The sequence below is a fragment of the Pseudomonas sp. NPDC090752 genome (assembly GCF_055584805.1).
The window spans coordinates 256,682-278,826 of sequence record NZ_JBVJLI010000001.1 but is presented as its reverse complement, the minus strand read 5'-3'; the positions used below and the strand labels follow the sequence as shown (position 1 = coordinate 278,826).

Genomic DNA, 22,145 nt, shown 5'->3' with positions numbered 1-22,145 from the left:
TTTACCCCGCGAGGTCAGGCCATGAACATTCCCATTCCACCGGAGACACCCGACCCGAACATCGACGACCCCAGCCTGCCGCCGCCCGTGCCGGAAGAAGACCCGGACGAGCTGCCGATCAAGCCGACCATGCCGCCGACGGTAGGTGATCCGCCGAACCAGGAGCCACCGGTGAAGGCTTAAGAGTAGACGAGGCTACTGGTAATTCTGCTAGTAGTCGGGCCGGCTGGTTGTGCTGATGATGGGTGCTCCTAAACGATACCAGGGGCACTCAGCATGCTGGACATCGAAGCAAAGTGGAAACGCGAGGCACTTGAACGGCATGTGATCGACTGTTTCCAGAACGCCGGTGTGGTCGATCCGTCTCCTGGTAGTCGGCTTGCGCATATGGACAAAGACAAATGCGAGTTCGCCCTGAGATGGCTGGAGTTCAGCCATGGTATCTGCCTGGAGCGCGATTTCCGAACGGTTGGCGAGTTGGCTGATGAACTTGCTCAGGCGCTGAAGCCTCGCTGATGCGGCTGCTCCCTTGACAGGTTTACCCGCGAAGAAAGCAGCAAGTTCCACGCATCAATTGGATGAATCGGTGGCCAGTTCCGCCACACAGATCTCCCGCATCCTGAACTTCTGTACTTTCCCCGTCACCGTCATTGGAAATTCGTCGACGAAGCGAAAGTGCCGCGGTACTTTGTAATGCGCAATTCGGGCCTTACACCAGCCTTGCAACTCTTCGGCCGTGGCGTTATGGCCGGGATGCAGCTTGATCCACGCGACTACTTCCTCGCCGTATCTGCTGCAGGGAATCCCGATCACCTGCGCATCGGCCACCGCCGGGTGGGTGTAGAAGAACTCCTCCAGCTCACGCGGATAGATGTTTTCCCCACCCCGAATGATCATGTCCTTGTTGCGCCCGACAATTCGTACATGCCCCTGCTCGTCCATCACCGCGAGGTCGCCCGTATGCATCCAGCCGGCCGGGTCGATGGCGTCCGCCGTGGCCTGGGGGTTGTTCCAGTAGCCGAGCATCACACTGTAGCCACGGGTGCACAGCTCCCCGATTTCGCCACGCGCAACGATGCAGCCCTCGGCGTCCACCAGCTTGGTTTCCAGCTGCGGCTGAGTACTGCCGACGGTGGTGACGCGCAGTTCCAAGTCGTCATCTGGTCCGGTTTGCAACGATACCGGGCTGGTTTCGGTCATGCCGTAGGCGATCTGCACTTCGGCCATGTGCATCTGGTCGATGACCCGGCGCATCACCTCGATCGGGCAGGTGGCGCCGGCCATGATGCCGCTGCGCAGGGTCGAGAGGTCCAGCAGCTGGCGTGACGGGTGGTCGAGCATGGCGATGAACATGGTCGGCACGCCGTAGAGAATACTGGCGCGCTCTTCGGCGACGGCGCGCAGGGTAAGTTCGGCGTCGAAGGCGTCGTTGGGGTAGATCATGGTGCTGCCATGAGTGATGCAGCCGAGGTTGGCCATGACCATGCCGAAGCAGTGGTACAGCGGTACCGGAATCACCATGCGGTCGGTGCAGCTCAGGCCCAGGCTCTCGCCAACCATGAAGCCGTTGTTGAGGATGTTGTAGTGGCTGAGCGTGGCCCCCTTGGGCGCGCCGGTGGTGCCGGAGGTGTACTGGATGTTCACCGGCTGGTCGAACTGCAGACTGCGCTGGCGCGCGCTGTAAGCCTCGACCGGAATCTGCCCTGCCCGCTCGGCCAGGGCTTGCCAGGGCAGGAAACCGAGCGGCGGCCGGGCAGCCAGGCTGATCACCCCGCGCAATTCGGGTAGGCGCTCGCTATCCAGCTCGCCCAAGGCTGCGGTCGCCAGCTCCGGCACCAGTTCCTGCACCATCGCGTGGTAATCGGACGTCTTGAAGGCGTCGGCGCACACCAGCCAGCGGCAGCCGGACTGGCGCAGCACGTACTCCAGCTCGCTGACCCGGTAGGCCGGGTTGATGTTCACCAGAATCGCGCCGACCTGCGCACTGGCCAACTGCAGAATGCACCACTGGGCGCAGTTGGGCGCCCAGATGCCGACCCGCTCGCCGGTAGTCACGCCCAAGGCCATCAAGGCGCGAGCATGGGCATCGACCTGATCGGCCAACTGCTGCCAGGTATAGCGCACGCCCTGGTGGCGCACCACCAGCGCTTCGCGGTCGGGAAAACGGGCCACGGTGGCATCGAAGGCCTGGCCGACGGTCAGGGTCAGCAAGGGGTGGTCCTGACGACCTCGGGTGTAGCTGGGTTGACTCATGGGTGTCCCTTCTTGTGGTTGTTCTGGGCACGGCTGAAGCAAGCGACAAATACTCTGGCGCAGATTTACGTTTACGTAAAGGTGATGAGTGGATTGACAGTATCAAGCGCCAGGTTTACGTTAACGTAAAGGTGATGAACAACACCGATCTTCAGGCTTGACACCGATCCCTGTGGGAGCGGGCTTGCCCGCGAATGTGATCACTCAGGCAATGACGGTGGTCCTGCTGACGCCTTCGCGGGCAAGCCCGCTCCCACAGGGTTCGGCGACCGATCCATGAGCTACGGTATTACCCACATTTCAAGAACAAGAAGGTGCCCTCCCATGCATTACCCCTCCCTGAACTTCGCCCTGGGCGAAACCATCGACATGCTCCGTGACCAGGTGCGCACCTTCGTCGCCGCCGAACTGGCGCCACGCGCCGCACAGATCGACCACGACAACCTGTTCCCCGCCGACATGTGGCGCAAGTTCGGCGATATGGGCCTGCTCGGTATCACCGTTTCCGAGGAGTACGGCGGTGCCGGCCTGGGCTACCTGGCCCACGTGGTGTCGATGGAGGAGATCAGCCGCGGTTCGGCCTCGGTGGCCCTCTCGTACGGCGCTCACTCCAACCTGTGCGTCAACCAGATCAACCGCAACGGCACCCATGAACAGAAGCTGAAATACCTGCCCAAGCTGATCAGCGGCGAACACATCGGCGCCCTGGCCATGAGCGAACCCAACGCCGGCTCCGACGTTGTGTCGATGAAATTGCGCGCCGAAAAACGCGGTGACCGCTACGTGCTCAACGGCAGCAAGACCTGGATCACCAACGGCCCCGATGCCAACACCTACGTGATCTACGCCAAGACCGACCTGGACAAGGGCGCCCACGGCATCACGGCGTTCATCGTCGAGCGCGACTGGAAGGGCTTCAGCCGCAGCAACAAGTTCGACAAGCTGGGCATGCGCGGCTCCAACACCTGCGAGCTGTTCTTCGATGACGTCGAAGTGCCGCAAGAGAACATCCTCGGCCAGCTCAACGGCGGCGTGCGTGTGCTGATGAGCGGCCTGGACTACGAACGCGTGGTCCTCTCCGGCGGCCCGACCGGCATCATGCAAAGCTGCATGGACCTGGTGGTGCCCTACATCCACGACCGCAAACAGTTCGGCCAGAGCATCGGCGAGTTCCAGCTGATCCAGGGCAAGATCGCCGACATGTACACCCAGCTCAACGCCAGCCGCGCCTACCTGTACGCCGTGGCCCAGGCCTGCGACCGTGGCGAGACCACCCGCAAGGACGCTGCCGGGGTGATTCTCTACACCGCCGAGCGCGCCACGCAGATGGCCCTGGAAGCGATCCAGATTCTCGGCGGCAACGGCTACATCAACGAATTCCCGGCTGGCCGCCTGCTGCGCGACGCCAAGCTGTATGAAATCGGCGCCGGCACCAGCGAAATCCGCCGGATGCTGATTGGCCGCGAACTGTTCAACGAAACCCGCTGAGCAGAAGGGACAGGCGCACATGGCTACCTTGCACACCCAGATCAACCCGCGTTCGGCGGAGTTCGCCGGCAACAGCGCGGCCATGCTCGAACAGGTCCAGGCCCTGCGCGGCCTGCTCGCCCAGGTGGCCCAGGGCGGCGGGCACAAAGCCCAGGAGCGGCACACCTCGCGTGGCAAGCTGCTGCCACGTGAACGGATAAACCGCCTGCTCGATGCAGGTTCTCCCTTCCTCGAAATTGGCCAGCTGGCCGCCCATGCGGTGTACGGCGAAGACGTGCCCGCCGCGGGTGTAATCGCCGGCATCGGCCGGGTCGAAGGCGTGGAATGCATGATCGTGGCCAACGACGCCACGGTCAAAGGCGGCTCTTACTACCCGCTGACGGTGAAAAAACACCTGCGCGCGCAAACCATCGCCCTGCAGAACCGCCTGCCGTGCATCTACCTGGTGGACTCCGGCGGCGCCAACCTGCCGCGCCAGGATGAAGTGTTCCCCGACCGCGAACATTTCGGGCGGATCTTCTTCAATCAGGCCAACATGAGCGCGCTGGGCATCCCGCAAATTGCCGTGGTGATGGGCTCGTGCACCGCAGGCGGCGCCTATGTGCCGGCGATGGCCGACGAAGCCATCATGGTGCGCCAGCAGGCGACCATCTTCCTCGCCGGCCCGCCGCTGGTGAAGGCCGCCACCGGTGAGGTGGTGAGCGCCGAAGACCTCGGCGGCGCCGATGTGCACTGCCGCACCAGCGGCGTGGCCGACCACTATGCCGACAATGACGAACACGCCCTGGCCCTGGCTCGGCGCAGTGTCGCCAACCTCAACTGGCACAAGCTCGGCAAGCTGCAGCGCCAGGCCCCGGTCGCGCCGCTGTATGGCGCCGAAGAGCTGTATGGCGTGGTGCCGGCCGACGCCAAGCAGCCGTTCGATGTGCGCGAGGTGATCGCGCGTCTGGCCGATGGCTCGGTGTTCGATGAGTTCAAGGCGTTGTTCGGCACCACCCTGGTGTGCGGCTTCGCGCATTTACACGGTTATCCGGTGGCCATTCTGGCCAATAACGGCATCCTCTTTGCCGAAGCCGCGCAGAAAGGCGCGCACTTCATCGAGCTGGCCTGCCAGCGTGGCATCCCACTGCTGTTCCTGCAGAACATCACGGGTTTCATGGTCGGTAAAAAATACGAAGAGGGCGGCATCGCCAAGCACGGCGCCAAGCTGGTGACGGCGGTGGCCTGCGCCCAGGTGCCGAAGTTCACGGTGATCATCGGCGGCAGCTTCGGCGCCGGCAACTACGGCATGTGCGGCCGCGCCTACGACCCCCGCTTCCTATGGATGTGGCCCAACGCGCGGATTGGCGTGATGGGCGCCGAGCAGGCGGCCGGGGTGCTGGCACAGGTCAAGCGCGAGCAGAGCGAACGCAGCGGCCAAGCCTTCAGCGCCGAGGATGAAGCCCGACTCAAACAGCCGATCCTCGACCAGTACGAACACCAGGGCCACCCCTACTACTCCAGCGCCCGGCTGTGGGACGACGGCGTCATCGACCCGGCGCAGACCCGCGACGTGCTTGGCCTGGCGTTGTCCGCCGCGCTCAATGCGCCAATCGAACAGAGCCGCTTCGGCATTTTCCGGATGTGACCCATGAGCGATTTCAGCACCCTCGAAGTGTCGCGCGACCCACGCGGCTTCGCCACCCTGTGGCTGAGCCGCGAAGACAAGAACAACGCCTTCAACGCGCAGATGATCCGCGAACTGATCGTCGCCCTTGATCAACTGGCAGATGACGCCAGCCTGCGCTTTTTACTGCTGCGTGGTCGCGGCCGGCATTTCAGTGCCGGCGCCGACCTGGCCTGGATGCAGCAATCGGCGCAACTGGACTTCAATACCAACCTGGATGATGCCCGCGAACTGGGCGAGCTGATGTATGCCCTGCACCGCTCCAAGGTGCCGACCCTGGCCGTGGTGCAAGGCGCTGCCTTTGGCGGCGCACTGGGGCTGATCAGCTGCTGCGACATGGCCATCGGCGCCGAAGACGCACAGCTGTGCCTGTCGGAAGTGCGTATCGGCCTGGCCCCGGCGGTGATCAGCCCGTTCGTGGTCAAGGCCATCGGCGAACGTGCTGCGCGCCGCTATGCCCTGACTGCCGAGCGTTTCAGCGGCGTGCGCGCCCGTGAACTGGGCTTGCTGGCCGAGGTATACCCGGCCGGTGAACTGGAAGCACAGGTCGAGGCCTGGGTGGACAACTTGCTGCAGAACAGCCCGCAAGCGCTGCGCGCCACCAAGGACCTGCTGCGCGAAGTCGACGACGGCGAGCTCAGCCCGGCCCTGCGCCGCTACTGCGAAAACGCCATTGCCCGGATTCGCGTCAGTGCCGAAGGCCAGGAAGGCCTGCGCGCCTCCCTGGAAAAGCGCCGCCCCGCCTGGCAAACCGAACCCAAGAAGGAGCCGCGCCCATGAGCCGCCCCACACTGACCACCCTGTTGGTCGCCAACCGCGGCGAAATCGCCTGCCGGGTGATGCGCACCGCCAAGGCCATGGGCCTGACCACCGTGGCGGTGCACAGCGCCACCGACCGCGATGCCCGCCACAGCCGCGAAGCGGATATCCGTGTCGACCTGGGCGGCAGCAAGGCCGCCGACAGCTACCTGGTCGTCGAAAAGTTGCTCGCAGCGGCCAAGGCCAGCGGCGCCCAGGCCATTCACCCAGGTTATGGTTTTCTCTCCGAGAACGCAGGTTTCGCCCGCGCCATCGAACAAGCCGGGCTGATCTTCCTCGGCCCACCGGCCAGCGCCATCGATGCCATGGGCAGCAAGTCGGCCGCCAAGGCGCTGATGGAAGCAGCCGGCGTTCCTCTGGTGCCCGGTTATCACGGCGAAGCCCAGGACCTGGAAACCTTCCGCGCCGCTGCCGAGCGTATCGGCTACCCGGTGCTGCTCAAGGCCAGCGCCGGCGGTGGCGGCAAGGGCATGAAAGTGGTCGAGGACGAAAGCCAGCTGGCCGACGCCCTTGCCTCGGCCCAGCGTGAGGCGCAGTCGTCGTTTGGCGATGCGCGGATGCTCGTGGAAAAGTACGTGCTCAAGCCGCGTCACGTGGAAATCCAGGTGTTCGCCGACCAGCACGGCCACTGCCTGTACCTCAACGAGCGTGACTGCTCGATCCAGCGCCGCCACCAGAAGGTGGTGGAGGAAGCGCCAGCACCTGGGCTCTCGGCAGAACTGCGCCGTGCCATGGGCGAAGCGGCGGTGCGCGCCGCACAAGCGATTGGTTATGTCGGCGCTGGCACGGTCGAGTTTCTACTCGACGCCCGTGGCGAATTCTTCTTCATGGAGATGAACACCCGCCTGCAAGTGGAGCACCCGGTCACCGAAGCCATCACCGGCCTCGACCTGGTGGCCTGGCAGATCCGCGTCGCCTGTGGCGACCCGCTGCCGATCACCCAGGAGCAGGTGCCGCTGATCGGCCATGCCATCGAAGTGCGCCTGTACGCCGAAGACCCGGCCAATGAATTCCTGCCGGCCACCGGTACCCTGGCGCTGTACCGCGAGTCGGCGCCTGGCGAAGGCCGCCGGGTGGACAGTGGGGTCTGCGAAGGAGATGAGGTGTCGCCGTTCTACGACCCGATGCTTGGCAAGCTGATTGCCTGGGGCGACAACCGTGAACAGGCGCGCCTGCGTTTGCTGGCGATGCTCGATGAGTTCGCCATCGGCGGGCTGAAAACCAATATCGCCTTCCTGCGGCGCATCCTTGCCCATCCGGCATTTGCGGCGGCTGAACTGGATACCGGCTTTATCCCGCGTCATCAGGATGTCTTACTGCCAGCACCACAAGCATTGCCCGCAGGCTTCTGGCAAGCCGCAGGTGAGGCGTGGTTGCAAGGCCAGCCACCGCATCAGCGTAACGACGACAGCTGCTCGCCCTGGGCTGAGCGCAGCGGCTTGCGCCTGGGCATGCCGGCGCACAGCAGCCTGCACTTGCGCAGTGGTGGCGAAAGCCAGGCGATTGCCCTTGAGCATCACGCTGCATCCATTTGGCACCTGGACGGCGAACACCTGAACGTGGATGCCGCTGGCGTGCGTCGAGGTTATCTGGCGATACGCCGGGGAAGTACGCTGTTCTTGCGCTGGGATGGCGATATGCATGCGGTCGAGGCCTTCGACCCGATCGCCGAAGCCGAAGCCAGCCACAGCCATCAGGGCGGGCTGGGAGCGCCGATGAATGGCAGCATCGTGCGCGTGCTGGTCGAGCCGGGCCAGGCCGTGGAAGCCGGAACGGCGCTGGTGGTGCTGGAAGCCATGAAGATGGAGCACAGCATCCGCGCACCGCATGGCGGCACGGTGAAGGCCTTGTTCTGCCAAGAAGGGGATATGGTCAGCGAAGGGACGGTGCTGGTCGAACTGGTTGAATGATAGAAACGGGGGGCCGCGGACCGGCCCCTCAGCTTCAGACGATGCCGTGCACCCGCACGACCACGCCTAGAAACTCACACCCTTCTTCGCACACCAGGGCTGGATAGCTGCTGTTCAGCGCCTTCAGATACCGCTGCCCGCCCTCTTCGGCCAGCTCGCGCAGGATCGCTGATTTTCCGGGCTGGCGCGCAATCACCAGTCGCCCTGGCTCGGCCTCCAGCCCTGGGTCCACCAGAATACGCATCCCTTGCGGCACGCTACGGCCGCTGGCCGTGCTCATTGCATCGTTTTCCACGGTCAGCCAGAACGCCTTGCCCTGTGCCAGGTACTCGGTCTGCTCGTAGACAACGGGCTCTTCGGTTTCGCAAATACCCAAGCGATCCCAGGCCAGCAATGGATAGCGAAAGCACACGATGTACTGCATCAGGTCGATGGCGTCATCCGCATCGTCCATTTCGTACCGGGCGCTCTCCTCACCCACTTGGCCAAGCACGCGCAACTGCAGGCTGACGTGGTAATGCGGCATGCCCAGTTCGACGAACACCCGGTTCATCGAATCGACCTTGGGCTGGCGCCGCTTGTTCACCCAGTGCCCCACGCTGCCTTGGGAAACCCCAACGCGTTCGGCGAGCTGCTCCTGGGAGATATCGAGCTCCTCCATCCGGTCACGGACGAGGGCAATCCATTTATCCATATTCATCGCTGGCACGATACGGACTGCCCTCCGGCGCTCAATAAACATTCAGTATTATTTATCCGAAGGCCACAAAATACTTTAGGTATTAAAATCAACGCGGACCTTTTTCCTATTGGCATGCGCAGGTATCAGGATGAAACCACCGAAAAACGACGAAACAGAACTCGACAGCGAAGCAGCCCGCCGCGCCCTCGACTATTACCTCAACCCCAACCCCACCCGCCCCAGCGAGCACAACCGCATCTGGACCTTGCACGACGGCGTCAGCAGCGAGCAGGCCCAGCAGCACGCCATCGCCCTGCTGCGCTGCGCCGCCGCCACGGCCCATGAGACAGCCAGCCACCAGGAAGGCACCCAGCGCGAACTGACCTTCGCACTGATGCACATGATGGACATGGCCAGGGCCCTGCTGGAGCACAAGCGCGCCGCGCAAACCGAAGTGTAGAGGGTATAGAGCAGAGGAGAGACGTGATGGCCGGGTAACGGCAGAGGCCCCGATTGCCGGGACAAGGAAGCGCTCCGGTAAAAGTTTTTTACCGGATAAGAGAAATATCATTTGACTGGCAAATGATAACGATTATTATTGCACTCAGCTGGTCGCGAGATCAGCTGGATAACCTGAAAGCTTAGGTCGCTCTCAGATTATCTCCTCATCAGGCTAATCACGGTTTTTGACCCGGCTTTTTGCCGGGTCTTTTTTTTGGCTCTTCAGGCTAATGAAGATCGTTGATGGCGGCGATGATAGCAAAAGTGTGTCAGAGCGTGAACGCTCATTACAAAACTTTGCGGAATCAGCACTTGAGAATCAATCTCGTTTCTCCTACTCTGGTTCCGCATCAAGGAAGATGCCCCCATCCCTCCCCCTCTTGAGCAAGGAGCCGTCCATGAGCCGCCTGCTGCTGCCCCTTGAGCACCCAACGCCTGCTGCCGGCCATGACGCCGAGGATGCCCTGCGGCATGGGCTCAAGCGCTTGCCGCGCCGGGTTCAGCAAGTGTTCCTGCTCAACCGCCTCGACCAGCTAGATTTCGCCAGCATCGCCCGCAGGCTGGATTTGCCCTTGTTGAGCATCGAACGGCACATGAACCAAGCGCTGCAAGCGGCACGTCCACAGGGCGATCCCTTGGCCAGTGTTGCCGGGCAATGGTATGTGCGGCTGCAGAGCCCTGAGGTGACCTCCTGCGAACGTATCGACTTTCGCCGTTGGCTGGATGCTGACCCGGCACACCTGCAGGCCTTTCATGACACCGAACTGCGTTGGCGCAGTTTGTTGGCGCCGGCGCGTGAGTTGGGGCAAGATGGTTGGTATCGGCAAGGGCGTGCGGCGCTTTCGTTGGGCGGGTGTTCGATTGCTGTGGGGTTGGGGGTTGCAGCACTGTTGCTTTTTGGCTTGTGGGCGTAAGTAAGATCAGCCTGCTAGCTGCAGCCGCCTGACGGGCTTATCGCCAAGCCTGCAACCCGTTCGAAGCGGAATCATCAATGAGATTGAACGGCAGCTCGAAACCCTTGAAGGGTTGCTGGGTAATTGGGTTGTAAGCCTTCTCCGAGCTCACCTTGTAGCGTACCGCTCCATCCCCGACTGTGAAGCTGAGGTCCACACTGGTGGCAGTACGGCCATTGAGCCCGCCACGACTGAGCAAGCGGAACAGCGACCAAGGGCCACGGTATTCCAAGGTGCTCATTTGGCCGCTGCGTCGAAGCAGCGTCAATGTACTGCGTTGATGCTGCTGACTTGGCCAGATGATGCTTACTCTCTGCCGAGACCCGCTGGTGTAGGCAATTTGCTGTCCATTCAGTTCCAGCAAGCTGGTGCGCTGGTTGGTACTCAGGCCTAACGGCTCGATGCTGAACTGCACGCTGAGGTTACCGCGGTTATCGAAGAAGGTTTCGCGGATACCAGCAGCCGCCTGCAATTGCTCTCTTACCTCATCGCTTATAAGCGAACCGCCTAGATAATTCATAGCTCGCGCCGCTGAGTTTTCCCTCAGAAACGCATTCAGGTAGTCGTTGCGAAATTGCTGTAATTTCCCTTCAGGGCCGAAGAAGGCTTCAAAATCCTCCAGCGAGGCATCGGACGGTTGCGCCGTGAACGGGTAACGTCCTGCCAAGCGCTGCTCGAAGAAGCTGTAAACGTCGGCTTGCCAGCGAAGCTCCAGCTCTTGTAACGCTTCGATCAACATGACATGGGCCATTTGCTCGGCAATTGTCGAAATCTGTTGGCGAATCGGTTCTGGCAGATCGCCTGCGACCCGTTGCAGCGTGGTAATGGGGTCGGCCCCTTTGCTGGAAAAACGCTGAACGACCGCTTCGAGTACCGCCGCCCCCCGCTCCGGCTCTTCCTGAACGGCCATTGAGTAATCCTGCACCGCCTTGATGGCCGTGAGGATCTCATCGTAGTGACTGGGCCGCTCTCCCTGCTTATCAAGCAACGCGTTCAAGCCGGCGAAGGAAAGACGAATATCTGCTGAACGGTCTGTCTTTAGCAGGCCGCCCTCAATCGGAGTAGGCAGAGGTGGGATGACGGTATTCTCGCGCACAGTCTCCAGAAGGCGACGCAACGGTGCTGCAGGACCCGTGATCTGCGCCAGCACTTCAACGCCATGGTCCAAGGAATGAAACTCGGTCACGAAGAGCTGCTGCAACGCCCGATGCCAACTTGCGATGTAGTCAGCGCTGTAGAGGTCATACAGTCGCTCATTCAGCACAGCGCGGTCTTTCGAAAAGTCGGGTTGCGACCGCTCCCCCAATGCCCACTGATCGACCATAGCCACTTCGCTCAGCTGCTGGCTGCGTGGCTCGAAGAACTCATTGAAACCCTTTGCCGTCAACAAAGGCCCCAGCCGATTTTCTTGGCTGCCCGAATAGATGAGGTCAAAAGCTGGACCCACGTGCTGGCGCAGATCCAGACCGGCCTGCAGCACTAACTCCGATTCTTGCTTGAGGCTGGCATACAACCGTTGCGGGTAGGGAGTCGTGCGCAGGTTCTGTTGGACCTCTGCCACGCGGGCATGAAACGCCTGCAAATCGGCATCTGCATACTTGAGGGCATATTGAAGATGGCGCATCAGGTCACGCTGAACCTGCCCCTCGCCAGGAAACGCGATTTGCCACTCACGCGCCATCCAGGCCTCCACCCATGGCGCGCGCCGGTATTGCCGTTCCTCGAGCATGCGGAAGATCCTCAGCGGCGCCATCTGCTGTTCACTGCCCGGCGCAGCGGCCTCCATGGCGTCTACCAGACCACTGGCCAAGGCCGGTAGAAAGCGCCGAGACAAAAGGCTCAGGTAAGCCTCATCGACTCTTGGTCCAATGGCTCGGCCTTGATAGAGACCGGCCTCGGCCACGCCTGGCCATGCCAAGCGGTAGTCGCCGAACACCGATACCGCATCACGGATCTGTTGCAACGGTACCAGCAGGTTGCGCCCGGTTGGGTCGAGTTGCTCGTCGAATTCACCCGCGCTGAAAGCTTGGCTCTTGACCAGAACGCTACTGGTGTTGTCTTGGTTGATGTCGAAAAAGCGGTGCAGGCTGGCACCCGCGACCGCAACCGCCAGCACGCTGATCCCGCTACCAATCCACAGCCGCCGGTGTTTGTAGTCAGTAATTTTTTGATTATCGCCAGCTAATTCCGCCTCTGGATAAACCACGCGTTGAAACAGCTGCTGGGCGAAATAGACGTCCGTGCCCCGCCGCCTGCTTTCTCCAGCCGGCAGAGGTGTGCCATAGGGCTGAGCAGCCTGCCGGACGAATGCATTGCAGGCATCCCCTTGCTGCACTACCGAAGTCAGATAAATGCCTCGCATCAGCGCCGGCCCTCGGAGTCGGTCACTTGCCAACGTTTCTTGCAGGAAACCCAGCAGCGCCGGGCGCAACCCTACCAGTTGAGCTGGCAACGACAACAGGCGATCTCTCTGGTCCTGGTCGAGGGCATCACCCATCCGATCACTGGCATGCTGCTGCACACGATCGATCATCAGGTCGTATTGACTGGCGGCTTGGTCGAACCACGTCTCGGTAGTGCCGTTTGTATGCAATGGGAAGCTGAAACCAAAAACGCGCTCGCGCGCTTCGCTACTCAGTTTGCCGAACACCTGCTCGAAGCCAGTGAGCAAATCAAGCTTGCTCAGCACGACATGAAGCGGCAGGCGCATGCCCAGTTCACTGCTTAACTCGTACAGGCGTGCGCGAAGCAGGTGCGCCAGTGCCGCACGGTCTTCCGGCGAAGCATGTAGGATTGCTGCGAGGTCGACCACTAACACCAAACCATTGAGCGGCCTCTGCTTGCGGTTGAGCGCGAGCCAATGCAGCAGGTGCATCCAGAGCTTGGCTTGAGTACCTGCCGGCAGGGCCGGCCTTGCCGGATCGTCCGCGCTGACCTCTCCGAAGCCCCCCCCATGGGTAATAAATTCCCCGGGTGGGTCGATAATTACTGCATTGTCATTTACCCACCAATCGACCGCATAGGCGGATACATCCTCCTGCCGGCAAAGCGCCTGGGTTTTGTCGATATGGGTCAGGGAGAGGCACTGACCGGAGCGCTCGACGAGGCTGCTCTTGCCTGCTCCCGTTGAGCCGAGCACCAGATAAAACGGCATCTGATACAACGCCCGCCGGCCGCCTGCATGGTCTAGAAAGCGTGCAAGCTGTCGATCTAGGGCCCGCTGCTGATCGCGCACATATTTGAGGCCTGGATCAGCTTCAATGCCGGCAGCCTCGTCGCGCTCGAACTTTAGCCGTCGAAAGCGCGCGCGCAGTACGAGCAAAGCGCAAAGCATGGGCACTATGACAAGCAACAAGGTGGCGACCGTACGCACCTCCACACGGGCCAGCGGGCGGTAGTCACCCCAGGCCCATTGAGGACCAAGCCACCAGATGGCGATCAGCATCAGGGTCAGAATGACGCCCATTGTGAGCGGCATGAAGGTGCTGGCCCGCAGAGGAATGAGCGGCGCCCAGGTCCTCAGAAAAATCCGAAGTTTGTTCATCATTGCCCTGCTTAGTTGCTTAGCGCACTGCTACGCTCGGCGCAATTCGACATAAGACTTACCAGAATGTCCCGTACGAATATCAAGCGAAGCGAGAGAGTAGTGCAGCCCGCCGCTTCACACAAATAAATATAAACTTACACTTTTACTCTCGACCAAAGTCGCTCGTAGCGAGCATCGTTTTTACAAGAAAGCCACGACGCAAACAAGAAGAGCAACACTAGGCAATATCTAACGAATTTTCGTACACAAACAAAAATATGCGTAGGAAAGTGCCTACAAATACGAAAACAAATGCCGCATTCGAAGAATCTTCCTACAGACTTAACCACAGCCATGGTGAATGCCCGAACTGCAGCGCGATGCTAAAGGAGTGGATAATGACAACTCAAGAACTGGAGTCGGACGGATCGCGGTCAACATTGACAAAACGAATCGATTTTCCAGAAGGTGTAGTCGATGGATCCGTTGCGCTCGCCGGCTCCTCCAGTTTCTCGGTGAGATACCCTGCCGATCCCGATTTCACGCTGCGCACCGGCTTCATGAATCCCATGTGCGATGCCGCCATGCCCCTGCTCGGGCTGGCCATGCGCTTGAAGACGCTGGACCATCATAATGATGTGGCAGAGCTTTATCGGCGAGTCCATATCACGGTAACCAACATCCTCGAAGAAATGCGACAGCTTCGTTACGAGCCTGTGCTGGTCGCCGCTTATTCCTATGCTCTCTGCCTCCATCTCGATGAAACTGTAATGCTCACAGCGTGGGGCAGGCAGTCCGAATGGAGCCAAAAGTCACTGCTCAGTGCCTTTCATGATGACGCCCTTGGCGGCGAAAAATTCTACGATCTTTTAGCCAGGCTAAATAAAGAGCCCAAGCGTTTCTTGCACGTACTCGAATTTATCTATGTGGTGCTTTGCATGGGGCTGAGGGGGAAGTACGCCATGGCTTCCAGCAAGGGCAACGCGCGGGAAGAATATATCGCTGGTTTACGCCGGACTATCCGTGAGCTGCGCGGACCGCTGCCTGAGTTGCTTCCCGACACGATTAGCAATGTTGCTTCCAGCAGCACTCGCCAGCGTCGGCATTGGCCATGGTGGAGTCCTTTATTAATCGGCGCTGGCGCTATCGCGGCGATGTACAGCTATTACAGCTACCAACTTCATTTGATGACCGAGGAAGTATTGCAATCCCTTAACGCCATTTTGCAGCCTTGACCGTGCCTGGGAGCCAACATGACTAGCCATTCTGACCTGCGCTACACCTTTCAGCCCCTGGTCGGGGGGGCTCAATTCGAAGTGGTGTCGTTCACGCTCACGGAAGCGCTCTGTGAACCGTTCGAACTGAACCTAGAACTGGTCAGCCACGAAGACGATATCGACTTCGGCATGCTCCTCGACAAGCCAGTGCTGTTCACCCTCTGGAAAAACGAAAGACCGCTGCGCTACGTACACGGTTTGGTCAGCAGCTTCAGCCAGGGTGAAAGCGGTTTCTACCGCACCTATTACCATGCCCTGATCGAACCTCAGCTGGCACGCGCAAAGCTGCGCTCCAACTGGCGCATCTTTCAACACAAGAGCGTGCCGCAAATACTGGAGCTGATGCTTCAGCGTCAGGGTATCCAGCAGTTCGAACTGCGCGCGATGTCCGATCATCAGACCCGCGAATTCTGCGTACAGGCCGGCGAGACCGACCTGGAATTCATCGCCCGATTGGCTGCAGAAGAAGGGTTTGTCTACCGCTTCGAACACAGCCCCAAACAGCACAAGCTGCTGATCACAGACCGGCTGCGGTCAATGGGCATGATCAGCCACGGTGCCATCAAAAACGAGGATGACGAGGGCGTCCATGAGGATGACCAGCCGAGCGGCCCCGATACTGTGCTGTACCACGCCGCCAGTGGTGGCGACCAACCGATGCCATGCGTGCGGCGCCTGCGTTATAGCGAGCAGGTGCGCAGCTCACGCCAGGTACAACGCGATTACACCTTCACCAACCCAGCCTACCGCCAGCAGCACAGCGCCCATGCGACCAGTGCTGAACTGAAGCATCAATCCTCCAGCTACGAGCGTTTCGACTACCCCGGCCGCTACAAACGCGATGCGGTGGGCAAACCCTTTACCGAGAACCGCATCACTGCACTGCGCCACGATGCTCGCCTCGCCGAGGTCACGGGTGACGACGTCCGCCTGCAGCCGGGCCTGAGTTTCACCCTCATCGATCACCCGCGTGACGACCTCAACGTGCATTGGCGGGTAACCCGTGTGACACATGAAGGCAGGCAATTCACCAGCCTGCAGGAAGAAGCCGTCGGGGCGGACCGAGGTACGTCTTACGAGCAAACCGCCGTGCTGGTGCCAGGCCAGACCGAGTGGCGCCCTGCCCCGCTGCCCAAACCCCGCATTGATGGTCCGCAGATGGCCACCGTGGTCGGGCCACCGGGTGAAGAGATCTACTGCGACGAGTGGGGCCGGGTCAAGGTCAGCTTTCCGTGGGACCGCGAGAGCCAGGACAACGAGTTCAGCTCCTGCTGGGTCCGCGTCTCGCAAGGCTGGGCGGGTGGTAGCTGGGGCTCGATGGCCATCCCGCGCATTGGCCAGGACGTGATCATCCAGTATGTCAATGCCGACCCCGACCAACCGATGATCACCGGGCGCACCTACTGCGGCAACCAGCTACCGCCCTACGACCTGCCCGAACACAAGACACGCATGACGATCAAGAGCCAGACCCACAAGGGTGAGGGTTTCAACGAACTGCGCTTCGAGGATGAGCTGGGCAAGCAAGAGGTATTCATCCACGCCGAGCGCGACCAGAACAACGTGGTCAAGCATGATGAAACTACACAGGTGGGCAACGACCGCACGGAGCAGGTAGACCATAACGAAAAAATTACCATTGGCTGTGACCGATGCAAAACAGTCGGCAACAACGAAGAGGTCGTCATTGGTCAGAACGCGTCAGTAAGCGTTGGTAGAAATCAGCACGTCGCGATTGCCCTAGACCGTATCGAAACAGTGGGCAACAACCGCCAGGACAGCATCAAGGCCAACCATACGGTTGAGGTGGGTGGCCAATTTGTACAACGGGTGCAGGAAGTCATTGATATCAGTGCAGGCCAGGCTGTACGGCACCACACCCAAAACCTGGAACTCAATGCCTCACAGAGCATCACGCTCAAGGCGCCAGGCGGCACTATTCGCATCGACGCCGCGGGGATCACGCTGGATGGCACTCACGTCTTCATTAAAAGCCCGATTACGACGGAGGCGACAGGTTCAGGCAATGCACTATCGGTGACTGGCCAATTGATGCAGGAGGTTGATAAATGCGCCGAGCAGTAAACACGAACCTCGCCTATCTGAATGAATGTTTGAGCCAGCATCGCAAGGCCAAAGATACCATTTACCTGTTGGTCGACCCGACTGCCGATTGCGACCCTGAGCACCCACTTAGCCTTGCATGCCTCACCACTACGCTGGGAAGTAAGGCTGTCGCAAGAGTGGTGCGTGGCGATATGAATCATGCGCCGCACCATTGGCCAGCATTGATCACGTTGACTGACTGCTATGTTGCCGCTAGTGCGAACTACGCAACGTATGAAACACACGCTCACAAGCGCTATGTCTGCGCGTGGTTACTCAGCGAACACTCCGCCGAGCGGGTGGCCCAACAGATTGCACAGCAGTGCCGCGCGCTATCACCTCGCGGTGCAACGAGGGCCGCCCCCTGGTTCGAACCTACCCGCTTTGAGTTGCTGCATGCCGCGATGAACAACGCGGGAGCTCTACTCGGGCCTATTCGCTGCTGGCTCTATCCCGACAGCAAGGGTGGCTTCAGCTCCCTTGAAAGCCGGCCAGAAAATGGCCGGTTGGAGATACCGGGGATCGCCCAGGACGTCCAGCACATCGCACCGCAGGTGGGCCAGTTGCTCACAGCCTGGCGTCGCTTGAACGATGTGCAACGAAACAATCCGCCAAGTCTCCCAACCCCCGCTCAGGCATACAACCTGATCTTCGAGGCTCATCAGCGAGGCTTGTACGACCCAGCTGACGCCCATTGCCTGTGCCTGCACCTGCTGATGGTTCATCCAAAACTGCTGCTACATCCCACGATCCAGCACGACGTGGCAGCCGCGGCTGCAGGCAGACAGCACCTGGCCGCCAGGTTCGCCACCTACAACGACGCTGCATGGCAGCAGATCGTCGCCGCACTGCCACCCGCAAGGAGCTACTGATGAGCATCAGCCAAACCATCAGCATCGTCACCCAGGAAGAGGTCCCCAACCCCTATGGCACCTGTAATGCCTGCGAGCGCTCCGGCCTGCCCATTCTGCTGTTGCGCGAGGCTTACGCGCCGCATCCGCGGGAAACCCAGTCCTACCGTGTTTCACACGACAGCGAGATCACCTATGTACAGATGCGCACCAATCAGCTGCGAATTCTGCGACAGGGCTATGTCTATGTGCTGTTAGACAAAGAGATCTGGAACGCCTATCAAGTGACCCCCGAGGGCGCCCTGCGCCGGTTCCCGGTTTCACAGATGCCATTGGCAGCGGGCAGACCATTGGCGGAAGCTTGCCGTACACAGCATCACGATGTCGTCGCGTCCTTCATCAACATCAATACCCAGCTGTTCAGCAAAGCCTGGCTCGCCTTCGCCAACGACCCCTGGCCACGCGATGTGCTTGATCGCTACCAGCAGGGCATCGCCAACAACGAGGCCAGCAGTACCGAACGCTTCATCGCGCTCGACCTTGGCACGGCGCGCAACGACCCCGGCAGCGTTGGCATTGCCATGACGGAGACCGAGTTGGGGTTGGGCGATGTGCTGGAATATGCAACGGTCCACACGGGCAAATTTACCAGCGCCCACGGTTTCTACCCGCGCATGAGTCGCTTGTTGGCCACCCGCAACCATGTGCGCACCGTCATTCAGCAGGAAGCCTTGGACAACGGGGTACTGGCGCTGACCCTACCCGACCCCGTCGGCTTGGTCACGGAAGCCAACGCACAGCGCACGGGCTTTGTCCGGGCCATGCAGGAATGGCGCGCCGAGCCGCAGCGACATTTCGAATACTTCACTTCCCAGGCCTTGCTGGGCATTCGCGAACTGAACCAGGCCAGGGCCGCTGTCCAGGCCCTGGAAGATACCGAACAGTATGCCAAGGACGTCGAGCGCTGGAATGCCAGCCCTCTCAAAGCCAAGGCCCCCTTGCCGCAGGTAGATGTAAAGGCGCATGGCCAACGCGCCATCGAGCGCAAGCGCATCGAAGCACGGGAACGCCTGAAAGAGCGGTACGACGAAACTGCACGCGCTGCCTTCCAGCGCGCCTACGACAGCGAGCTTGACCATTGGCAATCGATGATTGATCAGGTTGGCGCCCAATACACCCATTTCTACGCGCAGCGCGCCTTTCAACGCATCGGCTATTTCGACTACAGCGCCACCCATCGGCTGTCGGCTGAATACTTCATCAGCATGATATCTGCCTGCCTCGCCGGCGGCCCTACCGAAGCGCCTCCTGCAGAAGATTCGCCACTCGGTGCCACGCAAGAGCTGTGGCAGCAACTGCTTGAAGACCCAAAGAGTCTCTTGTATCAGGCGTTGGTCGCAAAGCATCAGGATCTATTGTCGCAACTTGGAAAGGCCTTCATTGGCGACGACGCCTCCAAACTGCATGACACGATCAAAGGGATCCTGACCAGTCAGGAAGGTGAAAGGTTGATGATCAAGCCGATGCAGGATGCGATCGGCCAGCTCCTTGCCGCCACCGCCAGCGCGGGTAACGCCTTGGGACAGCATATCTCCGGTGAAACCAAGAAGCTGATTGGGCACGTCCACAGTTCTGCGTTTCTGTTATTCGCCGGCCAATCGGTCACCCAGATCAAGGTCACGTTGACCCTCGGCGAATACCTGAGCGTACTCAACGAGGCACTACAGGAACGTACCGATGCGTACCTGAGCCAACTGGATGAACAGTTCCGCAAGCCCGCAGGGCAGAAGGTGCGAGCGATGGTCCTCAGTGGCGCCATTCATATCGCCTCCGCTGGCAACCGGAAGCAGCTGGTAGAGGTGATGGTCTGGACGCTGGAGAGTGCGGAAAACCTGCAGGTGCGTTTGAAGAATTTGCGCGAAAGTGCTGCAGGTGGTGTGGGCGAGCTGCTGCGTGAAGTTTCAATTGGCGAAGGGGCATTTCGAAACAGCGCAGTGCGCGCGATAGAGAGCGTGAAGCTGACCGCCGATGCGGCTCAGCAGCTGGCGAGTGACGCGTTTCGTGGGTTGCGGGGGGCTGTTTTAAACTCAAGTGGGCCCGGTTTGTTACTGGCCCTGGGGAGCATCTGGTTTCACCAGGACAGCTTGCGAAGAAATTATGAAGCGCTTGAGGATAATCCCAGTATCAGATCGGAAGTTCTCGCAGCTATTGGATCTTCATCGCTTGGAGCGCTGGGCGCGGGTATCGAGTCAGCGGGTTTTGTAACTGCAATTCTAGCACCCAAGGCAGTAGCACCTGGGGTAGGCACCACCACCACACTAGCGACAAGGATCGTTAGATATGGCGGCGCAGTTGCAGCGCTTACAAACATTGCAGATGCCAAGCTATTCATTCATGCAGCCATTAGAACAGGCACACAAGGCGACAACACATCATCGAAACTTTATGCAGCAGCTAGTGTTGCAGCTTTTTTCGCAGCCGCTACCGGCGTAGGCGCAGCGATTGTTGTCGGTTCTCTTTTTGGCCCTCTTGGATATGCGATAATACTCGGAATCGCTGCTTATGCTGCAGCCACGCTTGCGAAACGCGAAGAATCAAAACAGCTGGAATTGTGGGCACGAAACAGTCGATGGGGGATTCCAACCGAGCACCAACAATGGATCGAAGCGGAACAAGTTGACGATGCGATAGGCGCGCTAAATTTCGCAGCTCTTGGGATGGACGCCGATATATCAATAGCGGTTGATTTTTACTCCCCCCACATTCAAGACGAATCAGACTTACCAAGCCTGCTACTTCGCGATCACGCATCCTTACCAGCCGAATTAAAATTGCAATACTCGTTTTCCCTTCCTCACTTCAACGCCACCTCATCATATTACGAGTGGGAAATCACGCTTTACCAGACCAATGCTGAGGCGATATCAATTTGCTCTAACAGCGGCAACCACCAAATCGTGTCTTCCAGTGAAGCCCATAGAATATTCACCCAAACCCGCCTTCCTGATCCGACACCAAAATTTGATGAAAAGTGTGAGACTCTAAACATCCGCGGCAATCTTAAATTGCGAGAGAACCATGATATTCAAGCTTTAGTCCTGTCTTTGAAATACTGGCCCGACCAAAGCGACAATCAAGGTTACGCAAAAATCAGAATCAAAAAAGACAAGCTCTCTCAACAGGAACAAATCTAATGGCTCGACCTCTACTAGATCCCCCATGCGTAAGCTGGAGAGAAGACTTATCATCACCTATTGAAACTCCAATTACAACACCATCGCTTGGAGGTGTTACACCAAACCACATCAACCTTGTATACTTAGAAATCCCAAGAAAAACCATCATATTGAGGAATTTATATTTCTTGATGGTAATAGGCGTAGCACTCACTGGCCCTGCGATTCTAATCATATTAGCAGAGAGCATTTCCAGCCAGGACCTTGGCATCTCTGCGCTATTTTTCTCACTACTATTAAATTACACATGGTGCCTATCATACGGCCTAAAACTAAGTGCATTACCTCCGCGCGACGAACCCATTAGATTCAATAGAGCAAGAAAAAAGATTTATGTCTACAACTATACATATTGCTGGTGGAACCCTTTCGAGAAAACCAGAATAAATCCAACTACTTACGAGTGGTCCCAGGTAAGGGCCGAACGCTGGGCGCAGAGCGGAGCACTCCCTAACGGCGGGCTGATCTTCAAATGTGGGGTAGCACTATCAATCATTCGCCCCGAAACAAATGAGGTGATAGACCGATTTCATCTTACGATGGGCGCAGATGAGCATGTCTGGGCGTATATTTGTACCTACATGCAAGAAGGCCCCTCTGCACTACCTCCTCCTGGTGAGCCAAAAGACCACAACAATTTACTTTGGTGCGAGATCGCTTCACACTTGGCCCCGAAAGTAGTTTGGCCCACTGAAATGGACCTGGAGTCAAGGACGGTCGCGAAACCAGACTTCAATAGAGCTAAATCCACAGATCACTAGACCATTAGCTTACGAGAAAACCCTGACACACTATCTTCGAGTTATTTTTCAACATTGACTCGCTGAAGCTAAGAATTCACAGCGTAGTAAACGCAATCAAAAACGGCGACATTTAC

16 protein-coding genes are annotated in these 22,145 nt (G+C 59.4%); 13 read left to right on the top strand and 3 right to left on the bottom strand.

The genetic code is table 11. From position 1 onward, the window contains the following. The first annotated feature begins 21 nt into the window (after window positions 1-21). Complete coding sequence (locus ACZ6YA_RS01110) at window positions 22-183, top strand: hypothetical protein (protein WP_340622900.1); 162 nt, start codon at window positions 22-24, stop codon at window positions 181-183. 93 nt (window positions 184-276) lie between these two features. Beyond that, the gene (locus ACZ6YA_RS01105; protein WP_465894896.1) at window positions 277-516 is read left to right on the top strand and encodes a hypothetical protein; all 240 of its coding nucleotides are present in this window, start codon (window positions 277-279) and stop codon (window positions 514-516) included. Between the two features lie 54 nt (window positions 517-570). On the opposite strand, the gene ACZ6YA_RS01100 is transcribed toward ACZ6YA_RS01105, so the two are convergent. Continuing rightward, complete coding sequence (locus ACZ6YA_RS01100) at window positions 571-2,253, bottom strand: AMP-binding protein (RefSeq protein ID WP_465894895.1); 1,683 nt, start codon at window positions 2,251-2,253, stop codon at window positions 571-573. A 324-nt stretch (window positions 2,254-2,577) separates the two neighbouring features. Between ACZ6YA_RS01100 and ACZ6YA_RS01095 the strand changes: the two genes are divergently transcribed. The 4 genes from ACZ6YA_RS01095 to ACZ6YA_RS01080 are packed head-to-tail and all read left to right on the top strand — an operon-like array spanning window position 2,578 to window position 8,136. Then, window positions 2,578-3,741: an isovaleryl-CoA dehydrogenase gene (locus ACZ6YA_RS01095; protein ID WP_465894894.1), complete on the top strand. Its 1,164-nt coding sequence runs from the start codon at window positions 2,578-2,580 to the stop codon at window positions 3,739-3,741. Window positions 3,742-3,760: 19 nt separating this feature from the next. After that, entirely contained in the window at window positions 3,761-5,368 is a 1,608-nt protein-coding gene (locus tag ACZ6YA_RS01090; protein ID WP_465894893.1) for a carboxyl transferase domain-containing protein, read from the top strand. A 3-nt stretch (window positions 5,369-5,371) separates the two neighbouring features. Then, entirely contained in the window at window positions 5,372-6,187 is an 816-nt protein-coding gene (locus ACZ6YA_RS01085; protein WP_465894891.1) for a gamma-carboxygeranoyl-CoA hydratase, read from the top strand. Beyond that, window positions 6,184-8,136 carry an acetyl/propionyl/methylcrotonyl-CoA carboxylase subunit alpha gene (locus ACZ6YA_RS01080; RefSeq protein WP_465894890.1) on the top strand — a complete coding sequence of 651 codons (1,953 nt, stop codon included), beginning with the start codon at window positions 6,184-6,186 and terminating at the stop codon, window positions 8,134-8,136. The genes ACZ6YA_RS01085 and ACZ6YA_RS01080 overlap by 4 nt, the downstream gene beginning before the upstream one ends. A gap of 34 nt (window positions 8,137-8,170) precedes the next feature. Here ACZ6YA_RS01080 and ACZ6YA_RS01075 read toward each other — a convergent pair whose 3' ends face one another. Continuing rightward, window positions 8,171-8,878: a S24 family peptidase gene (locus tag ACZ6YA_RS01075; protein WP_465894889.1), complete on the bottom strand. Its 708-nt coding sequence runs from the start codon at window positions 8,876-8,878 to the stop codon at window positions 8,171-8,173. A gap of 88 nt (window positions 8,879-8,966) precedes the next feature. On the opposite strand from ACZ6YA_RS01075, the gene ACZ6YA_RS01070 reads away from it, so the two are divergent. Continuing rightward, complete coding sequence (locus ACZ6YA_RS01070; RefSeq protein ID WP_465894887.1) at window positions 8,967-9,278, top strand: DUF6124 family protein; 312 nt, start codon at window positions 8,967-8,969, stop codon at window positions 9,276-9,278. A gap of 439 nt (window positions 9,279-9,717) precedes the next feature. After that, window positions 9,718-10,233, top strand: a complete 516-nt coding sequence (locus ACZ6YA_RS01065) for a DUF4880 domain-containing protein (RefSeq protein ID WP_465894886.1) — start codon at window positions 9,718-9,720, stop codon at window positions 10,231-10,233. Between the two features lie 37 nt (window positions 10,234-10,270). On the opposite strand, the gene tssM is transcribed toward ACZ6YA_RS01065, so the two are convergent. Beyond that, complete coding sequence (gene tssM, locus ACZ6YA_RS01060) at window positions 10,271-13,816, bottom strand: type VI secretion system membrane subunit TssM (protein WP_465894884.1); 3,546 nt, start codon at window positions 13,814-13,816, stop codon at window positions 10,271-10,273. Window positions 13,817-14,196: 380 nt separating this feature from the next. Here tssM and icmH point away from each other — a divergent pair, with 380 nt between their 5' ends. Genes icmH through ACZ6YA_RS01035 form a run of 5 tightly spaced genes read left to right on the top strand, consistent with a single transcriptional unit; the run spans window position 14,197 to window position 22,029 of the window. Further along, window positions 14,197-15,033, top strand: a complete 837-nt coding sequence (gene icmH / locus ACZ6YA_RS01055) for a type IVB secretion system protein IcmH/DotU (RefSeq protein WP_465894883.1) — start codon at window positions 14,197-14,199, stop codon at window positions 15,031-15,033. 18 nt (window positions 15,034-15,051) lie between these two features. After that, complete coding sequence (locus tag ACZ6YA_RS01050; RefSeq protein WP_465894881.1) at window positions 15,052-17,160, top strand: type VI secretion system Vgr family protein; 2,109 nt, start codon at window positions 15,052-15,054, stop codon at window positions 17,158-17,160. Beyond that, window positions 17,145-18,053 (top strand): hypothetical protein, encoded by a 909-nt coding sequence (locus tag ACZ6YA_RS01045; RefSeq protein WP_465894879.1) that lies wholly within the window; start codon window positions 17,145-17,147, stop codon window positions 18,051-18,053. The genes ACZ6YA_RS01050 and ACZ6YA_RS01045 overlap by 16 nt, the downstream gene beginning before the upstream one ends. Then, window positions 18,053-21,226, top strand: coding sequence for a T6SS effector BTH_I2691 family protein (locus tag ACZ6YA_RS01040; protein ID WP_465894878.1), 3,174 nt, complete (start codon window positions 18,053-18,055; stop codon window positions 21,224-21,226). The genes ACZ6YA_RS01045 and ACZ6YA_RS01040 overlap by 1 nt, the downstream gene beginning before the upstream one ends. Then, the gene (locus tag ACZ6YA_RS01035; RefSeq protein WP_465894877.1) at window positions 21,226-22,029 is read left to right on the top strand and encodes a DUF6708 domain-containing protein; all 804 of its coding nucleotides are present in this window, start codon (window positions 21,226-21,228) and stop codon (window positions 22,027-22,029) included. The genes ACZ6YA_RS01040 and ACZ6YA_RS01035 overlap by 1 nt, the downstream gene beginning before the upstream one ends. Window positions 22,030-22,145: the final 116 nt, after the last annotated feature.